The organism is Streptomyces sp. NPDC053432 (assembly GCF_055585365.1).
Window position 1 is genome coordinate 64841 of sequence record NZ_JBVJKF010000017.1, and the last position, 17831, is coordinate 82671.

Here is a 17831-nt window from a genome sequence, read left to right on the forward strand (position 1 = left end):
CCCCAGGCTAGAACCTGGGGGGCGCGGCTTCCATTCCGGGTGGATCAGGCCTCGGGGCGGTCCTCCGGGGCCACCTCGATGCCCTTCTCCGTGGAGACCGGCGTGGCGGCCGTGGCCGCCGAGGTGCCGTTCGCCGCGTTCGTCAGCTGGAGCTCCTTGGGCGAGAGCACCGGCGGACGGGTGGACGGCGTGCGTCGGGCGGAGCCGGTCCACGCCGGGCGGGCCGGGCGCTTCACGATCGTGGAGAAGATCTCGGCGATCTCCTCCTTGCCCAGGGTCTCCTTCTCGAGGAGGGCGAGGACGAGGTTGTCTAGGACGTCCCGGTTCTCGACCAGGATCTCCCAGGCCTCGTTGTGCGCGGTCTCGATGAGCTTCTTGACCTCTTCGTCGACCAGCGCCGCGACCTCTTCCGAGTAGTCCCGCGGGTGCGACATCTCGCGGCCCAGGAACGGCTCGGTGTTGTCGCCGCCGAACTTGATCGCGCCCAGTCGCTCGGTCATGCCGTACTGGGTGACCATCGCGCGGGCCGTCGCCGTGGCCTTCTCGATGTCGTTCGCGGCGCCGGTGGTCGGGTCGTGGAAGACCAGCTCCTCGGCCGCGCGCCCGCCCAGCATGTAGGCCAGCTGGTCGAGCATCTCGTTGCGCGTGGTCGAGTACTTGTCCTCGTCGGGCAGGACCATGGTGTAGCCCAGGGCCCGGCCGCGGGACAGGATCGTGATCTTGTGGACCGGGTCGGAGTTCGGGGAGGCCGCCGCGACCAGGGCGTGTCCGCCCTCGTGGTACGCGGTGATCTTCTTTTCCTTGTCCGACATGATCCGGGTCCGCTTCTGCGGGCCCGCCACGACGCGGTCGATCGCCTCGTCCAGCATGTGGTTGTCGATCAGCTTCTTGTCCGAGCGGGCCGTGAGGAGCGCGGCCTCGTTCAGGACGTTGGAGAGATCGGCACCGGTGAAGCCGGGGGTGCGGCGGGCGACGGCCGAGAGGTCGACGTCCGGAGCGACCGGCTTGCCCTTCTGGTGGACCTTGAGGATCTCCAGGCGGCCCTGCATGTCCGGCCGGTCGACGGCGATCTGCCGGTCGAAGCGGCCGGGGCGCAGGAGCGCCGGGTCGAGGATGTCCGGGCGGTTCGTGGCGGCGATCAGGATGACGCCGCCCTTCACGTCGAAGCCGTCCATCTCGACGAGCAGCTGGTTGAGGGTCTGCTCGCGCTCGTCGTGGCCGCCGCCGAGACCCGCACCGCGGTGCCGGCCGACGGCGTCGATCTCGTCGACGAAGACGATCGCCGGGGCGTTGGCCTTGGCCTGCTCGAACAGGTCACGGACACGCGAGGCACCGACACCGACGAACATCTCGACGAAGTCGGAACCGGAGATCGAGTAGAACGGGACGCCCGCCTCGCCCGCGACGGCGCGCGCGAGCAGGGTCTTGCCGGTTCCGGGCGGGCCGTAGAGCAGCACACCCTTGGGGATCTTGGCGCCGACGGCCTGGAACTTCGCCGGCTCCTGGAGGAACTCCTTGATCTCGTGGAGTTCCTCGACGGCCTCGTCCGAGCCCGCGACGTCGGCGAACGTCGTCTTCGGGGTGTCCTTGGTGATGAGCTTGGCCTTGGACTTGCCGAAGTTCATGACCCGGGAGCCGCCGCCCTGCATCTGGTTCATCAGGAACAGGAAGACGACGACGATGAGGACGAAGGGCAGGAGCGAGAGCAGCACGCTCAGGAACGGGCTGGTCTTGTCCGGGGTCACGGAGTAACCCTTGGGGATCTGACCGGCGTCGTACTTGGTCTGGAGGTTCTGGGCGAGCTGGACGCCCTGATCCCCGATGTAGTTGGCCTGGAACTTGGTGCCGTCGTGCTTGCCGAGCTTCTGGCCTTCGCTCAGCTCGATCTTGATCATCTGGCTGTCGCCGGTGGTCAGCTTCGCCGACTCCACCTGGCCACTGTTGATCGCCTTGATGACCTCGCTGGTGTCCACCGACTTGTAGCCGCCGCCGGAGCCGACGACATTCATCAACACGACCACGGCGAGGACGGCCAGCACGATCCACATGACCGGCCCACGGAAGTATCGCTTCACGTCCATCCATACGGGGCGCAAGGCACCCCGTCCCTCCTGCCCGTAGGTAAATGCTGCTTTGAGTAAAGACTGTTCTTCGGAATGTACCCCTGAATTGTCACCCGCGGCCTCGTGGGACGGCTGACAGACCCGCTTTCCCTGCTCCAACGGCGGGAACCGCCCCCAGGTTCCCGTCGTCCGGGCCCCGGGGGCGTCGATACTCCGTGTGCGGCGGTCAGCCGCCGTAGACGTGCGGGGCGAGCGTGCCGACGAACGGCAGGTTGCGGTACTTCTCCGCGTAGTCGAGGCCGTAGCCCACGACGAACTCGTTCGGGATGTCGAAGCCGACCCACTTCACGTCGATCGCGACCTTCGCGGCGTCGGGCTTGCGCAGCAGCGTGACGACCTCCAGCGAGGCCGGCTGGCGGGAGCCCAGGTTCGACAGCAGCCAGGACAGGGTCAGGCCGGAGTCGATGATGTCCTCGACGATCAGGACGTGCTTGTCCTTGATGTCGGTGTCCAGGTCCTTGAGGATCCGGACGACGCCCGAGGACTGGGTCCCGGCGCCGTAGGAGGACACCGCCATCCAGTCCATGGTGAGCGGGGTGGACAAGGCGCGCGCCAGGTCCGCCATCACCATCACGGCGCCCTTGAGCACACCGACGATGAGCAGGTCCTTGCCCGCGTACTCCGCGTCGATCTTCGCGGCCAGCTCGGCCAGCTTCGCGTCGATCTCTTCCTTGGTGATGAGCACCGACTGGAGGTCGTTGCCCATGTCCTTCTCGTCCACCCGCATCACTTTCGTTGTCGGCCGGGGCCCCGGGGGTGCCCCCGGAGGACTCAGCCGTGCTTCAGCACCAATCAGCCCTGCCGGATGACAAGTCTGCCACCCTGGCGCTGGGCCTCGACCCGTCCGGGCAGGTTGATGGCGCCCTGACCGCGCCATCCGGTGATGAGGCGGTCCACTTCCTCGATGTGCCGGGCGAAGAGGGAGCCCGCGGGGGACCCGGCGGCGACGACCGCCCTGCGCAGCACCCGGCGGCGGACGGCCGGGGGCAGGGCGTACAGCTTGGCGCACTCCAGCCGGCCGTCCTCGTCGCGTACGCCGGTCTCCGCCTCGGCGGCCCAGGCGTCCAGGGCGTCGGCGTCGTCGCGGGAGAGCTGGGCGGTGCGGGCCAGCGCCTCGACGACGCCCTTGCCGAGGGCCTTCTCCAGCGCGGGCAGTCCCTCGTGGCGCAGGCGCGAGCGGGTGTAGGCGGGGTCGATGTTGTGCGGGTCGTCCCAGACGGCCAGGGACTGGACCATGCAGGCCTTGCGGGCGGTCTGCCGGTCCACCTGGAGGAAGGGGCGGCGGTAGCGGTGGCTGCGTCCGGGCCCCCCGGACACTTCCGCCATGCCGGACAGCGAGCGGATGCCGGAGCCGCGGGCGAGCCCGAGCAGGACGGTTTCGGCTTGATCGTCCCGGGTGTGGCCGAGCAGCACGGCGACGGCTCCCAGCCGGTCGGCGGCCTCGTCCAGGGCGGCGTAGCGGGCGTCGCGGGCGGCGGCCTCGGGGCCGCCCTCCCGGCCGACGCGCACGGCGACGGACTCCACCGGGTCGAGGCCGAGCGCGGTCATGCGGGTGACGACCTCGGCGGCGCGCAGGTCGGAGCCGGCCTGGAGTCCGTGGTCGACGGTGATGCCGCCGGCCCGGACGCCGAGCTTGGGGGCCTCGAAGGCGAGTGCCGAGGCGAGTGCCATCGAGTCGGCGCCGCCGGAGCAGGCGACGAGGACGAGCGGCGGGGTGGTGCGGGGGTCGGCGGAACGGTGGGAGAGGTCGGTCAGGACGTCGTGGAGTACGCGGCGGACCGCCAGGCGTATCGCCGCGACCGCAGGATGGGGACCCATGTCCGGTGCCCTTCGATGGTGTTCGGATGCCACGGAGGCTTCGGGGTGTGTGGTGCTCGGGGGTGCTTGCCCGGCTGCCCCCGCGGGGCGGGGTTGTCACTCAGAGTGCGTCGATGGTGACAGAGCCGAGCCGTTCCCCGAGCATCGCACGCCCTTCCACGCCTCACGGTCCCTCGGACGGGTGATGCTGCTTCCCCCAGTGAGACAGGTTTACGCCTCCGAGTGAGCCCCGAGTCAGCTTTCCGCGCCCCCCTCGCCCCCCTTGCGGTGCACGCGGGCGACCCAGTCGGCGGGCCGGGCGATCTCCGCCTTGGTCGGGAGCGTGTTCGGGGACGTCCACACGCGGTTGAAGCCGTCCATGCCGACCTGGCCGACGACGGCGCGCACGAAGCGCTCGCCGTCGCGGTACTGGCGCAGCTTGGCGTCGAGGCCGAGCAGCTTGCGCAGGGCCGCGTCGAGCCGGCCCGCCCCGCTGGCACGGCGCTGCTGGAACTTCTCACGGATCTCGGCGACGGAGGGCACGACCTCGGGGCCGACCCCGTCCATGACGAAGTCGGCGTGGCCCTCCAGCAGGGACATGACGGCGGTGAGCCGGGCGAGGATCTCGCGCTGTTCGGGCGTCTGTACGAGCTCGACCAGGGAGCGGCCCTCGTCGCCCTGCTCGTCGGCGGGGCGGGCTCCGGCGAAGGACTGGGCCGCTTCGCGGACCCGTTCGAGGACGGTCGCCGGGTCGAGCTCGGTGGCGCCGAGGAACGCCTGGATCTCGCCTTCGAGGTGGTCGCGCAGCCAGGGGACGGCCGTGAACTGCGTACGGTGCGTCTCCTCGTGGAGGCAGACCCACAGCCGGAAGTCGTGCGGGGGGACCTCCAGCTCGCGCTCGACGTGGACGATGTTCGGGGCGACGAGCAGCAGCCGCCCGCCGCCCGCGGAGCCGGGCAGGTCGCGGGTGACCGGCGCGAAGGTCTCGTACTGGCCGAGGACACGGGAGGCCAGGAAGCTGAGCAGCATGCCGAGCTCGACGCCGGTGACCTTGCCGCCGACGGCCCCGAGCACGGCCCCGCCGGGGGTTCCCGCGCGGCGGTCCTGCATCTTGCCGAGGAGCGGCTGGAGCAGCTCGCGGAAGCCGGCCACGTTGGCCTTGACCCAGCCGGCCCGGTCGACGACGAGTACGGGGGTGTCGGGGACGGTCGCACCGTCGGGGATCATGCGGGTGAACTCGCGGACGTGTCGTTCCGAGGTCCGGGCGTGCGCGCGCAGCTCCGCGACGACCGCTCGTGCCTCGTCCCGCCCGACCTCCGGGCCGGGCCTCACCAATCGGGTCGCGGTCGCCACCGCGAGGTTCCAGTCGACCATCTCGGCACCACTGATGCTCGTCATGCGTCAACGGTACGTGGACCAGCCCCTCAGCGGACCCCTACGGAGCGGCCGCGACCGCGGCGGCGAGCTTGTCGAGGGCCTTCTCGGCGCCCTCCGGTCCCGGGGTGTTCGCGGTGAGGAACGCGAAGGCCAGGAGCCGGCCGGAGTGGTCCACGACGGTCCCGGAGAGGGAGTTCACGCCGCTCAGGGTGCCCGTCTTGGCGCGGAGCAGGCCGGCGGCCGGGGAGGTGCCGGAGTTGCGGGCGCGCAGGGTCCCGGTGAATCCGGCGACCGGCAGTCCGGTGAGGACGGGCCGCAGCTCGGGGTGGTCGGAACCTGCGGCCTTGGTGAGGAGACCCGTGAGCAGGGCGGCGCTGACCTTGTCGGCGCGGTTGAGGCCGCTGCCGTCGGCGAAGCGGGTACCGGAGACGTCCACGCCGAGGGAGGCGAGCCTGGCCGAGACGGCCTTCTCGGCGCCTTCGAAGCTCGCGGGCTGCCCGGAGGCGAGGGCGGTCTGGCGGGCCAGGGCCTCGGCGATGTCGTTGTCGCTGTTGGTCAGCATCCGCTCGACCAGCCCCGAGAGGGGGGTGGAGAACGTGACCGCCAGCGGCTGCGCGCCCGCCGCGGGCTTGGCCCGGGCGGGGGCGCCGGTGACCTTGACGCCGTGTTCGGCCAGCAGGGCGGCGAAGGCACGGGCCGCCTCCTTCGCCGGGTCGTCGACCCGGTCCACGGGCCCCGAGAGGGAGTCGTCGGGGCGGCCCTCGTCCGCGGCCAGCGAGGTCACGAGGGCGATGTTGGGGTTCTCGCCGATCGGGTGGCGGGCGGGGCCGGTGTAGAGGCTGTCGTCGTAGCCCAGGGTCACGGTGTAGGTGCCGGCGGCCTTCAGGGCCGCGGCGGTGTCCCCGGCGAGCTCGGCGAGGCTGCCGGAGGGGCCTGCGGGGCGCTTCTTCCGGGCGGTGAGGGAGGGGTCGCCGCCGCCGACGAGGACGATCTGGCCGGCGGCGCCCGGGGCGACGGTGGTCCGGATCCTGTGCTCGGGCCCGAGGGCGGCCAGGGCCGCGGCGGCGGTGGCGATCTTGACGGTGGAGGCGGGGGTCATCGCGTCGCGCGCCCCGGACTCGTAGAGCACCTGCCCGGTCGCCGTGTCGACGACGGAGGCGGTACGGACGGTGCCCAGCGCGGAGTCGGCCAGCAGCGGCCCCAGCGCCGCGGCGAGCCCGTCCGGGGCGGCGGCGGCCTGCGGGCGGGCCGGGCCGACGCCCTGGAGCACCCCGGGAGCGCTGGGCGCGGCCTGCGGCAGGCCCCCGGCGCCGGAGCCGGAGCCGGAGCCGGCGCCGTGATCTGCGCCACCCGTACGGCTCCAGGAGGCGGCCCTGTCCCGCTCGGCCTTACGCTGGCCGGAGTCCCAGGGACCGGCGGAGGCCACGACGGCCGCGGACAGGGCGAGGCCGGCGACGGCGGACCCCGCGATGAGCTGCCACGTCTTGACCAATGGCACCTCGGACCAGCCCCTTTCGCGATCACACATATGCGTGAGGGACACTTAACCACTGCGTCTTGCCGCGAGCATGGCACCCCACCCGGCAGGGCAGGGCCGGACGCGCACGCAGTTCAATCAAATGCCGTCTCGAAGCAATCGGTCTTCTGAGGCTGATCATGGAGGAGCAGGACGTGGAGTTCGACGTCACCATCGAGATCCCCAAGGGTTCGCGGAACAAGTACGAGGTGGACCACGAGACCGGCCGGATCCGTCTGGACCGTCGTCTCTTCACCTCGACCAGCTACCCGGCCGACTACGGCTTCGTCGAGAACACCCTCGGTGAGGACGGCGACCCGCTGGACGCGCTGGTCATCCTCGACGAGCCGACCTTCCCGGGCTGCCTGATCAAGTGCCGCGCCATCGGCATGTTCCGCATGACGGACGAGGCGGGCGGCGACGACAAGCTGCTGTGCGTGCCGGCCTCGGACCCGCGGGTCGAGCACCTGCGCGACATCCACCACGTGTCGGAGTTCGACCGCCTCGAGATCCAGCACTTCTTCGAGGTCTACAAGGACCTGGAGCCGGGCAAGTCGGTCGAGGGTGCGAACTGGGTCGGGCGCGCCGAGGCCGAGGCCGAGATCGAGGCCTCGTACAAGCGCCTCGAGGCCTCCGGCGGCCACCACTGACGCTGCGCTGAGCGCCGGCTGACGGCGGGCGGCACCCCCACGGGGGCGCCGCCCGCCGCCCCGTTTCCGGCCCCGTCCCGGCGCGAGTCCCCTGCGGGGCTGGTCCCCTACCCGCCCTTCCGCCGTTCCCCGGGGCTCCGCCCCGGACCCCGCGCCTCAAACGCCGGCGGGGCTGGATCATGCCGCTGCGCGGCGATTCCAGCCCGCGCGGCGTTTGCGCGCACGGGCGCGCAGCGCCCGGAACGGGTCCGGGCGGAGCCCGGGGAACGGCGGAAGGGCGGGTAGGGGACCAGGCCCCCGCAGGGCAGCCCCGCCGATCCGGGCCCGGGCCCGCGCCCGCAACCCCGGCCCCGCCGGTACCGGCGCCGCAGCCCGCACCCCGCCCGGGAGGGTCCCCTCGCGCGGGGACGAAACGATTCCGCATACTGATACGGCAGGTGATCACGAAGCGGAGGGCGCGGCGCGTGGCGGAAGCCGATGGGGCGGAGGACCGCAAGCCCCAGTCCGACGAGGCGCGGAGCGCCTTCACCCCGCCGCCCGGGATGGAGCCGGAGCCCCCCGAGGAGGACCAGCCCACCTCGGAGTTCGCCCTGCCTCCCGGCACCGGCCAGGTGCCGCCCGAGCCCGAGGGGTCCGCCTTCCGGCCCCCCGCCACCTACAGCGCCGCGCACTCCCCGCCCGCCTACACCCCGGGCCAGGGGTTCCCCGTGGCCCGGATGACGGAGTCCCCCTGGCAGGACCGCATGCGCACGATGCTGCGCATGCCGGTCGACGTGCGCCCCGTCCCCGAGCTCGTGCAGAAGCCGAGCGAGAGCGGGCCCGCCGTGGGCCGCGTGCTCGACCTGACCCTGCGCATCGGCGAACTGCTGCTCTCGGGCGGCGAGGGCTCCGAGGACGTGGAGGCCGCCATGTTCGCGGTCGCGCGTTCCTACGGGCTGGACCGCTGCGAGCCCACCGTCACCTTCACCATGCTGTCGATCACCCACCAGCCCTCCCTGGTGGGCGACCCGGTCTCGGCGAACCGGACCGTGCGCCGCCGCGGCACCGACTACACGCGCCTGGCGGCCGTGTACCGGCTCGTGGACGACATCAGCGCCCACGAGTACGACATCTCGCTGGAGGAGGCCTACCGCCGCCTCGCGGAGATCCGCCGCAACCGCCACCCGTACCCCACCTGGGTGCTGACGGCCGCCGCCGGCGTGCTGGCCGGGGCCGCGTCCGTGCTCGTCGGCGGCGGGGTGGTCGTCTTCTTCGCGGCCGCACTCGGCGCCGTCCTGGGCGACCGGCTCGCCTGGGTGTTCGCCGGGCGCGGGCTGCCGGAGTTCTACCAGTTCGTCGTCGCCGCGATGCCGCCCGCCGCCTTCGGCGTGGCGCTCAAGCTCGCCGAGATCGAGGACATCAAGGCCTCCGCCGTGATCACCGGCGGGCTGTTCGCGCTGCTGCCGGGGCGGGCCCTGGTCGCGGCGGTGCAGGACGGGCTGACCGGCTACTACATCACCGCCTCCGCCCGGCTGCTGGAGGTCATGTACCTCTTCATCGGCATCATCATGGGCGTGCTGGTCGTGCTCTATCTGGGCCTGCAGCTCGGCGCCTCCCCCAAGCCGGAGGAGGTCCTGCAGATCACCCAGCGGCCGCTGATCCAGATCGCCGCCTCGATGGTGCTGGTGTTCACCTTCGCGATCCTGCTCCAGCAGGAACGTTCCAGCGTGTGGATCGTGACGCTGAACGGCGGCGTGGCCTGGGTGACCTTCGGGGCCCTGCACTACGCCGGCGGGATCCCGCCCGTGCCGTCCACGGCCGTGGCGGCCGGGCTGGTCGGCCTCTTCGGCCAGCTCTTCTCCCGCTACCGCTTCGCATCCGCCCTGCCGTACGTGACGGCCGCGATCGGCCCGCTGCTGCCCGGCTCGGCGACGTACTACGGGCTGCTGCTGATCGCCGAGGACCGGCTGAACGAGGGGCTGGGGTCGCTCGTGAACGCCGCGGCCATCGCCCTGGCCATCGCGATCGGGGTCAACCTGGGCTCGGAGACCTCGCGGCTCTTCATGCGGATTCCGGGGGCGGCGAGCGCGGCCAAGCGGCGTGCGGCGAAGCGGACCCGGGGTTACTAGCCCCCGTACGCGTACGCCCCCGCCGACGCCCGGGTGGGCCTCTGCGGGGGCGTGCACGGCGGCTGGTGCGGTCTTGCCGCGCGGCTCACGGATGCGGGGCTCCGCCCCGGGCCCCGCGCCTCGAACGCCGGCGGGGCTGCCTGGGTCAGCGCTTGGCGTGGCGGCCGCGCTGGGGGCCCGGCTCGTCCATCGGGTGGGCCCCCGCGGGAGCGGCCTCGGCGGCCGCCTTCTTCTCCTTGCGGGACTTGAGCACCTCGAAGATCACCGGGATGACGGAGATCAGGACGATGCCGATGAAGATCGGCTCGACGTTCTTCTTGATGATCTCGAACTGGCCGAGCTGGTAGCCCAGGATCGTGACGCCCGCGCCCCACAGCACGCCGCCGATGATGTTGAACGTGAGGAACGTGCGGTACTTCATCGCGGTCGCGCCCGCGACCATCGGCGCGAAGGTACGGATGATCGGCACGAAGCGCGCCAGCACGATGGCCTTGGGGCCGTGCTTCTCCATGAACCCGTGCGCCGATTCGAGGTTCTCGGGCTTGAACAGCTTGGAGTTCGGCCGGTTGAAGATCTTCGGGCCGAAGAACTTGCCGATCAGGTAGCCGACCTGGTCGCCGACGATCGCCGCGGCCGAGATCAGGGTGCACACCAGCCACAGCGGCTGCTTGATGGTGCCGCTCGCGGTGAACAGGCCCGCCGTGAACAGAAGCGAGTCCCCCGGCAGGAACGCGAAGAGACCCGACTCCGCGAAGACGATGACCAGGGTGCCGACCAGGCCGAACTGCCCGATCAGATACTCCGGGGAAATCCACTCAGGGCCGAGCGCAAGCGTGTTCACGAGTTCCGGGCTCTCCTGGATCGGGGGGTCTGCGGTGCCGCGGCGACAGTGCGGCGGTCTCAGTATGAACGCACACCTCCCCCACCCGGTTCCAGGTCCCGGGTGGGGGAGGTGTGCGGCTACGCCTTGCGGACCGCGTTCGCCATGATCGCGTCCCGCAGGTGCTCGGCCAGACCGGGCCTCATGGAGTCGTAGAACTCCTTGAACCGCTCGTCCGCCACGTACATCTCGCCGAGGCAGGTGTGGATCTCGTACGTGCAGTCGTAGTACCAGGTCACGATGTGCTGCCGGTGCTCCTCGGCCATGTCCATGGCCGCCTCGCCGTCGGCCGGCTCACCGGCCTCCATCAGGGCCGCGTACCGGGCGCCCCAGTCGGCGACCTGGTCCTGGACCCGCTGCCAGTCCTCCTTGCTGTACGTGGCGGCCCGCCGCTGCGACTCCGCGTAGGCCTCTGTGCCGCCCCAGCGGCGCTCCGCCTCCTCCGCGTACTGCTCCGGGTCCTTGTCCCCGAACACCTCGAACCGCTCCTCCGGCGTGAGGTTGATGCCCATCTTCTTCGCCTCCATGGCGTGCTCAACGGCCTTGGCCATCTGCTGGAGCCGGGCGATCCGGTCGGTCAGCAGGGCGTGCTGCCGGCGCAGATGCTCCCGCGGATCCGATTCCGGGTCGTCCAGCAGGACCGCGACCTCGTCGAGGGGGAAGCCGAGCTCCCGGTAGAACAGGATCCGCTGCAGCCGGTCCAGGTCGGCGTCGTCGTACCGCCGGTGACCCGCGTGGCTGCGGCCGCTCGGGCAGAGCAGACCGATCTCGTCGTAGTGGTGCAGGGTGCGCACCGTGACTCCGGCGAATCCGGCGACCTGGCCCACGGAGTAGCCCATACTCCTCGCCCTCCTTCTGGTTGGGTACGCCCTTCACTGTGGGTCCTCACGCCGCGTGAGGTGCAAGCCCGGAGGAGAGACCCGAGGAGGGACCCGAGGAGGGACCGGGGGCGAGGAGGGGCCCTCAGCCCATCGCCTTCGTGCCGTCCAAGGTCTCGCGGATGATGTCCGCGTGGCCCGCGTGCCGGGCGAACTCCCGGACCAGGTGCAGCAGCATCCAGCGCATCGAGACCTTGGCGTCCTGCGGGAACCACGGCGCCGGGGGCAGCGGGAAGGTGTCGTCCAGGCTGGGCACGGCGCCGATGAAGGCCTCGGTCTGCTCCTTCACCCCGTCCCAGAAGGCCAGGGCGGAGGCGAGGGTCTCCTCCCCGGTCAGCCGGAAGCCCTCGTGCCAGGTCTCGGGGGCGCGGCCGTGCTCGTTCGGCCGCTGCTGCGCCAGCCGCAGCCAGTTGAGCTCCACCTCGGCCGCGTGCTTGACGAGGCCGGAGAGGGAGAGCTCGCTGACCGTGGGGCGGCTCGCGGCCTGCTCCTCGGTCACGCCCTCGGCCGCCCTGCGCAGGGCGGCGCGCTGGTCCTCGACGAACAGGAGGAGCGTCCCGCGCTCGTCTCCGGCAATCTCCTCGGTGGGGTGCGCCATGCTGACCGCCTCTTCCGTGATCGTGGTTCGTGCTGCTGTGTCCCGTCCTGCTGACAAGAACCACGCTACGGACCGATGCGGTCAGCCCGTGTCCTAAATCGCCGCCGGTCCTCAGTTGCCCGCGATCTGCCCGTCCGGGCGGATCACCGGCAGGGCGGTGGCGGGCTTCGGGAGCAGCGCCTTGGCCAGGTCCTGCTTGCCGGTGGGGTCGAGCCCGTACATCGCCTCGTAGATCTTGCGGACGGCCGGTCCCGAGGCGCCCGAGCCGGTGCCGCCCTGGGAGATCGTCATGACGATGGCGTAGTCCGCGGTGTAGGAGGCGAACCAGGAGGTCGTCTGCTTGCCCTGGACCTCGGCGGTGCCGGTCTTGGCGTGCATGGGGATCTGCTTCTGCGGCCAGCCGCCGAAGCGCCAGGCGGCGCTGCCGTTGGTGGCCACGCCGGCCAGGGCCTGGTCTATGTCGTCGCGGGTGTCGGCGTCCATGGGCAGCTTGCCCTGCACCTTCGGCGCGATCTCCTGCACCGACCTGCCGTCGGCGCTGACGATGGCCTTGCCGATGCTGGGCTGGTGGAGCGTGCCCCCGTTGGCGATGGCCGCGTAGACGGAGGCCATCTGGATGGGCGTGACCAGGGTGTCGCCCTGGCCGATGGAGTAGTTGATGGCGTCGCCCTCGCGCATCTGGTTGCCCTGGCGGCAGTTCTCGTAGGCGATCTTCTCCGCGAAGGTGCCGTTCTTCTTGCCGTCCCGGCACCAGGCGTTCTTGTTCGCGTCGAAGAAGTCCTGCTTCCACTTGCGGTCCGGGATCCGGCCGGGGACCTCGTTGGGCAGGTCGATGCCGGTGCGCTTGCCCAGCCCGAATTCGTGGGCCGTCTTGAAGAACCAGTCGTTGGGGTTCTTCTTCGGGTTGATGCCGCCGTCCTTCTTCCACTCCTGGTCGGCGAGCAGGTAGTACACGGTGTCGCAGGAGACCTCCAGGGCCCGGCCGATGGTGATGTCGCCGTGTCCCTGGGACTCGAAGTTGGTGAAGGTCTGGCTGCCGACCGAGTACGAACTGGGGCAGGGGTAGCGTCCGTTGAACGGGTACCCGGCATTGACCACGGCCGTCGAGGAGACCACCTTGAAGATGGAGCCGGGTGCGGCCTGGGCCTGGATGGCGCGGTTCAGCAGCGGGTGGTTGGAGTCCTTGTCGGTGAGCTTGGCGTAGTCCTTCGCGGAGATGCCGCCCACCCAGGCGTTGGGGTCGTAGGTCGGGTTGGAGGCCATCGCGACGACGCGGCCGGTCTTGGTCTCCATGACGACGACGGCGCCCGAGTCGGCCTCGTAGTTGCGGCCGGTGTTCTTGTCGTAGGTCTTGCGGGCCTCGATCATCGCGTTGTTCAGCTCGCGCTCCGCGACCGCCTGCACACGGGAGTCGATCGAGGTCACGACGTTCGAGCCGGGCTGCGCCGGGTCGGTCTGCCCCTGGCCGATGACCCGGCCGAGGTTGTCGACCTCGTAGCGGGTGATGCCCGCCTTGCCGCGCAGCTCCTTGTCGTACGTGCGCTCCAGGCCGGAGCGGCCGACCTGGTCGGAGCGCAGGTAGGGGGAGTCCGTGTTCTTCGCCTTGGCGATCTCCTCGTCGGTGACCGGCGAGAGGTAGCCGAGGACCTGAGAGGTGTTGGCCCCGTCCGGTGCCGCGTAGCGGCGCAGGGCGGTGGGCTCGGCGGTGATGCCGGGGAAGTCCTCGGGGTGCTCGCGGATCTGCAGGGCCTGCTCGGTGGTGGCCTCGTCGGTGACGGGGATCGGCTGGTACGGGGAGCCGTTCCAGCAGGGCTGCTTGGTCTTGGCGTCGCAGAGCCGGACCTTGTCGATGGTCTCCTGGGGGTCCGTGCCGAGGACCCCGGCGAGCCGGGTCAGGACCTCCCTGCCCTTGTCCTTCATGGTGAGCAGCTCGGTGCGGCTGGCGGAGACCACGAGATGGGTCGCGTTGTCGGCGAGCGGGACCCCGCGGGAGTCCAGGATGGATCCGCGCACGGCGGGCTGGACCACCCGCTGGACGTGGTTGTTCTTCGCCTCGTCCGTGTACTCCTGGCCATTGCGTATCTGCAGGTACCAGAGGCGTCCGCCCAGGGTGAGCAGCAGTGAGAAGACGACGATCTGGATGACGACGAGCCGGTTCTGGACCCGAGGGGTCCGGCCGGTCTCCGGTATGTTGCTCAACTCGATCTCCCCCGGGCGGCACCGCGTACGCCCGGTCGAGTTTAGGGGGTTCCGGGGATCAGAACGGGAACCGGCTGCGGCCGTGCTGTACCGAGATCCACTTCTGGGTGGTGAAGGCCTCGACGGTCGCCTCGCCGTTCAGCCGGCCCAGCCCGGAGGCCTTCTCGCCGCCGAAGGCGGCCAGGGGCTCGTCGCCGATGGTGGAGTCGTTGACGTGGATCATCCCGGTCTCGATCCGCTGGGCGAAGCGCACGCCGCGTTCGACGTCCCGGGTGTGCACGGCGCCGCTCAGCCCGTACGGGGTCGCGTTGGTCAGCCGTACGGCCTCGTCCTCGCCGTCGAAGACCACGAGGAGGGCGACGGGGCCGAAGATCTCCTGGCCCAGCAGCGGGGAGTCCTCGGGGAGGCCGGCGAGCACGGTGGGTTCGACCAGGTTGCCGCGCGTAGCGCCGCGTACGAGGGCCCGCGCGCCGGACTCGACGGCCTTGTCCACGAGGGCGGTGAGGGCGTCGGCCTGGAAGGAGTTGATCAGCGGGCCGATCTGGGTGTCGGGCTCGTGCGGGTCGCCCGTCTTCAGGGCGCGGACGCGGGCGGTGAACTTCTCGGTGAACTCCTCCGCGACGGCGGCGTCGACGAGGATCCGGTTGGCGGCCATACAGACCTGGCCCTGGTAGACGAAGCGGCTGAAGACGGCCGCGTCGACGGCGTAGTCGAGGTCGGCGTCGTCGAGGACGACGAGCGCGCTGTTGCCGCTGAGCTCCAGGACCGTCCGCTTGAAGTGGCGGGCGGCGACCGCGCCGACGTGCCGGCCGACCCGGTCGGATCCCGCGAAGGAGATCACCTTGGGGACCGGGTGCGTCAGGAGCGCGTCGCCTATCTCGGCGATGTCGGTGACCAGGACGTTCAGCAGGCCGGCCGGCAGTCCGGCCTCCTCGAAGATCTTGGCGATGAGCCCGCCTCCGACGACGGGCGCGTTCTGGTTCGGCTTGATGACGACCGAGTTGCCCAGGGCCAGGGCCGGGGCGACGGACTTCAGGGTGACCAGGAAGGGGAAGTTGAACGGGCTGATCACGGTGACGACGCCGACGGGGAGGCGCTGGACCCGGTTCTCCTTGCCCTCGACGGGCGAGGCCAGGATCCGGCCCTCGGGGCGGACGGCGAGCTGGATCGACTCGCGGATGAACTCCTTGGCGAGGTAGACCTCGTACTCGGCCTTGGGACGGGTCCCGCCGAGTTCGTCGATCATCGCCTCGACGATCTCCTTCTCGCGCTCCTCGGTGATCCGCAGGGCGCGTTCCAGGACCTCGCGTCTGGTGTAGGGGCTGGTGGCGGCCCATTCGCGCTGGGCGCGTTCGGCGCCGCGGTAGGCCTGGTCCACCTGCTCGACGGTGGCCACGGTGATGGCCGCGAGCTTCTCGCCGTTGTAAGGGTTGACGTCGATGATGTCCCAGGAACCGTTGCCGGCCAGCCATTCGCCGTCGATGTACTGGTGAGCGAGTTCGCTGAATATGGACATGCCATCCCTTACTGCGAGCGCGCACCCGTGCGCTGCACCGGAGACCGATCGGTCATCATGCACTGATCAGACGTCATACTACGTGCGGATCAAGACAGTTGGAGCAGACCACGCAGAAGATCACGCGTCTGGTCCGGGTCCGGGCAGTCCTCCTGCAGCCGCGCCATCGCCCGCTCGTACTGCCCCACTTCCTCCTCTTTGTCGAGGTAGAGGGCACTGGTGAGCTGTTCCAGATAGACGATGTCCTGGAGGTCGGACTCGGGGAAGCGCAGCAGGGTGAATGCCCCGCTCTCGCCCGCGTGACCGCCGAAGGAGAAGGGCATCACCTGGAGCTGGACGTTGGGCCGCTGGGAGACCTCGATGAGGTGCTCCAACTGCCCGCGCATCACATCGCGGTCGCCGTACGGCCGGCGCAGCGCGGCCTCGTCGAGGACGGCGTGGAAGACCGGCGCGCTCTCGGACACCAGGACCTTCTGCCGCTCCAGGCGCAGGGCCACGCGGCGGTCGATCTCGGCGGCGGTGGCGCCGGGCATGCCGCGGCTGACGACGGCGTGCGCGTAGGCCTCGGTCTGCAGGAGGCCGTGCACGAACTGGACTTCGTAGATCCTGATGAGCGACGCCGCGCCCTCCAGGCCGATGTACGTCTGGAACCACCCGGGCAGCACGTCGCCGTAACTGTGCCACCAGCCGGTCGCGTTGGCCTCGCGGACCAGTCCCAGCAGGGACTCGCGTTCGGTCGTGTCCATGACTCCGTAGAGCGTGAGGAGGTCCTCCACGTCTCTGGCCTTGAAGCTCACCCTTCCCAACTCCAAGCGGCTGATCTTCGATTCGGATGCGCGGATCGAGTAGCCGGCCGCCTCGCGGGTGATACCGCGGGATTCACGGAGTCGCCTGAGCTGGGAGCCCAGGAGGATGCGGCGCACCACGGAACCGCTGGCTTCTGCGGTCACTAGTACTGCCCTCCCCATCGCAATTGGCATGCGTGCGCGTCGAGGGGCCCCCGCACCCCAGAGGCCGCAGTCTGCCACCAAAACGCATCGGCCCGTACTCGTTCTGTAACGGAATCCCGCCGCCCGGAAAAGAAGTCCGTAAGTATGCGTAGGAAGAAATGAGCAAGAACCGTCACGGGAGCGGACAGGTCCGGCGCGTGCACGTGCATCTGCCCTTGCATCCGGCTCTCCCATTCGGAACGATGGTCACCGCGCACCTGCGTGCTCTTCGCGCCGGCGCCGGACCCACCCCGCAGTTCTCTTTGGACGGAGCCGCCGCTTCGCCCGCGAATCCCGGGAGTGCCTCGCATGGGGACGAATGGATCGACCATGCTCGAGCCGTTACGGCAGGGGCTTCCCCCGGTCGACCCCTCGGCTGTCTCCGGGTCCGCGTCATGTGCCCTGCCCGCCCGCTTCGACGCGGTGCGCGGGGCACGTTCCTTCACCCGCTCGACCCTGGCCCAGTGGGGTCTCGAAGAGCGCTTCGACGACGTGGCGCTGGTCGTCTCCGAACTCGTCACCAACGCGCTGCGCCACGCACTGCCGGAGGATGCGCGGGGGCCGGAGGCCGAGCCGGAGCCGTCGGTGCGGCTGCACCTGATGCGGTGGAGCACCCGTCTGGTGTGTGCCGTGCGCGACCCCAGCGAGGACCGGCCCGGCGGGGCCTTCTCCCCGGAGCGGGCGGAGGAGAACTGCGACCTGGAGTCCGGGCGGGGCCTGTTCCTCGTGGACGCGTACAGCGACACCTGGGGCTGGCACCCGCTCGCGGGCCGGCTGACCGGCAAGGTGGTCTGGGCGCTGTTCCTGCTCCACGACTGAGCCGCGCGCGGGGCGCGGCGGTCGCGCACGTACGCCATCCGGCCGGGACCGATCATTGCGATCGGTCCCGGCCGGTGCACGTGCACGGCTTGATGACGACTGATGGTCGCTCTGTTCTCCGCCGGCCCCGTCAGCCGACCAGGTGGTCGAACTCGCCGTCCTTGACGCCCAGGAGCAGGGCCTCTATCTCGGCCGGTGTGTAGACGAGCGCCGGTCCGTCCGGGAAGCGCGAGTTGCGGACGGCGACGTCGCCGCCCGGCAGCTTCGCGAACTCCACGCAGGATCCCTGCGAGTTGCTGTGTCTGCTCTTCTGCCAGGTCAGCCCGAACGTGGTAGCGAGTTCTGCAGCTGCCATCCCGTTGTACGCGTGGTCCACAGGAA

Annotated in this window: 14 protein-coding genes and 1 pseudogene; 3 read left to right on the forward strand and 12 right to left on the reverse strand. The window is 70.7% G+C overall.

Annotated features, from left to right (window positions below; all coding sequences use genetic code 11):
- Nucleotides 1-44: 44 nt before the first annotated feature.
- From ftsH to dacB, 5 genes are all read right to left on the reverse strand, one after another.
- Nucleotides 45-2081 carry an ATP-dependent zinc metalloprotease FtsH gene (gene ftsH / locus ACZ6Y1_RS25770; RefSeq protein ID WP_469634257.1) on the reverse strand — a complete coding sequence of 679 codons (2037 nt, stop codon included), beginning with the start codon at nt 2079-2081 and terminating at the stop codon, nt 45-47.
- 208 nt (nt 2082-2289) lie between these two features.
- Nucleotides 2290-2850: a hypoxanthine phosphoribosyltransferase gene (hpt, locus tag ACZ6Y1_RS25775; protein WP_243339812.1), complete on the reverse strand. Its 561-nt coding sequence runs from the start codon at nt 2848-2850 to the stop codon at nt 2290-2292.
- 65 nt (nt 2851-2915) lie between these two features.
- Nucleotides 2916-3941, reverse strand: a complete 1026-nt coding sequence (tilS, locus tag ACZ6Y1_RS25780) for a tRNA lysidine(34) synthetase TilS (RefSeq protein WP_469634261.1) — start codon at nt 3939-3941, stop codon at nt 2916-2918.
- Nucleotides 3942-4175: 234 nt separating this feature from the next.
- A complete protein-coding gene (locus ACZ6Y1_RS25785; protein WP_469634264.1) occupies nt 4176-5318 on the reverse strand; it encodes a zinc-dependent metalloprotease in 1143 nt (380 codons plus the stop codon).
- Between the two features lie 37 nt (nt 5319-5355).
- The gene (dacB, locus tag ACZ6Y1_RS25790) at nt 5356-6795 is read right to left on the reverse strand and encodes a D-alanyl-D-alanine carboxypeptidase/D-alanyl-D-alanine endopeptidase (RefSeq protein ID WP_469634267.1); all 1440 of its coding nucleotides are present in this window, start codon (nt 6793-6795) and stop codon (nt 5356-5358) included.
- Nucleotides 6796-6968: 173 nt separating this feature from the next.
- Here dacB and ACZ6Y1_RS25795 point away from each other — a divergent pair, with 173 nt between their 5' ends.
- The gene (locus ACZ6Y1_RS25795; protein WP_243629059.1) at nt 6969-7463 is read left to right on the forward strand and encodes an inorganic diphosphatase; all 495 of its coding nucleotides are present in this window, start codon (nt 6969-6971) and stop codon (nt 7461-7463) included.
- 464 nt (nt 7464-7927) lie between these two features.
- A complete protein-coding gene (locus tag ACZ6Y1_RS25800) occupies nt 7928-9571 on the forward strand; it encodes a threonine/serine exporter family protein (RefSeq protein WP_469634270.1) in 1644 nt (547 codons plus the stop codon).
- 145 nt (nt 9572-9716) lie between these two features.
- Here the strand turns inward: ACZ6Y1_RS25800 and ACZ6Y1_RS25805 are convergent, their stop codons facing one another.
- The 6 genes and pseudogenes from ACZ6Y1_RS25805 to ACZ6Y1_RS25830 form a co-directional block, all read right to left on the reverse strand.
- Nucleotides 9717-10412: a DedA family protein gene (locus ACZ6Y1_RS25805; RefSeq protein ID WP_469634273.1), complete on the reverse strand. Its 696-nt coding sequence runs from the start codon at nt 10410-10412 to the stop codon at nt 9717-9719.
- A 119-nt stretch (nt 10413-10531) separates the two neighbouring features.
- Nucleotides 10532-11290: a MerR family transcriptional regulator gene (locus ACZ6Y1_RS25810; RefSeq protein WP_469634276.1), complete on the reverse strand. Its 759-nt coding sequence runs from the start codon at nt 11288-11290 to the stop codon at nt 10532-10534.
- Nucleotides 11291-11414: 124 nt separating this feature from the next.
- Nucleotides 11415-11927, reverse strand: a complete 513-nt coding sequence (locus tag ACZ6Y1_RS25815; protein WP_469634279.1) for a DinB family protein — start codon at nt 11925-11927, stop codon at nt 11415-11417.
- Between the two features lie 123 nt (nt 11928-12050).
- Nucleotides 12051-14126: pseudogene (mrdA, locus tag ACZ6Y1_RS25820) on the reverse strand (penicillin-binding protein 2); the annotation flags it as partial.
- Nucleotides 14127-14184: 58 nt separating this feature from the next.
- Complete coding sequence (locus ACZ6Y1_RS25825) at nt 14185-15642, reverse strand: aldehyde dehydrogenase family protein (protein ID WP_469634283.1); 1458 nt, start codon at nt 15640-15642, stop codon at nt 14185-14187.
- Nucleotides 15643-15731: 89 nt separating this feature from the next.
- Nucleotides 15732-16610, reverse strand: coding sequence for a helix-turn-helix domain-containing protein (locus ACZ6Y1_RS25830; RefSeq protein ID WP_384755693.1), 879 nt, complete (start codon nt 16608-16610; stop codon nt 15732-15734).
- Nucleotides 16611-16961: 351 nt separating this feature from the next.
- Between ACZ6Y1_RS25830 and ACZ6Y1_RS25835 the strand changes: the two genes are divergently transcribed.
- The gene (locus ACZ6Y1_RS25835) at nt 16962-17450 is read left to right on the forward strand and encodes an ATP-binding protein (RefSeq protein ID WP_469634286.1); all 489 of its coding nucleotides are present in this window, start codon (nt 16962-16964) and stop codon (nt 17448-17450) included.
- Between the two features lie 130 nt (nt 17451-17580).
- On the opposite strand, the gene ACZ6Y1_RS25840 is transcribed toward ACZ6Y1_RS25835, so the two are convergent.
- Entirely contained in the window at nt 17581-17826 is a 246-nt protein-coding gene (locus ACZ6Y1_RS25840; protein WP_469634289.1) for a DUF397 domain-containing protein, read from the reverse strand.
- Between the last annotated feature and the right edge of the window lie 5 nt (nt 17827-17831).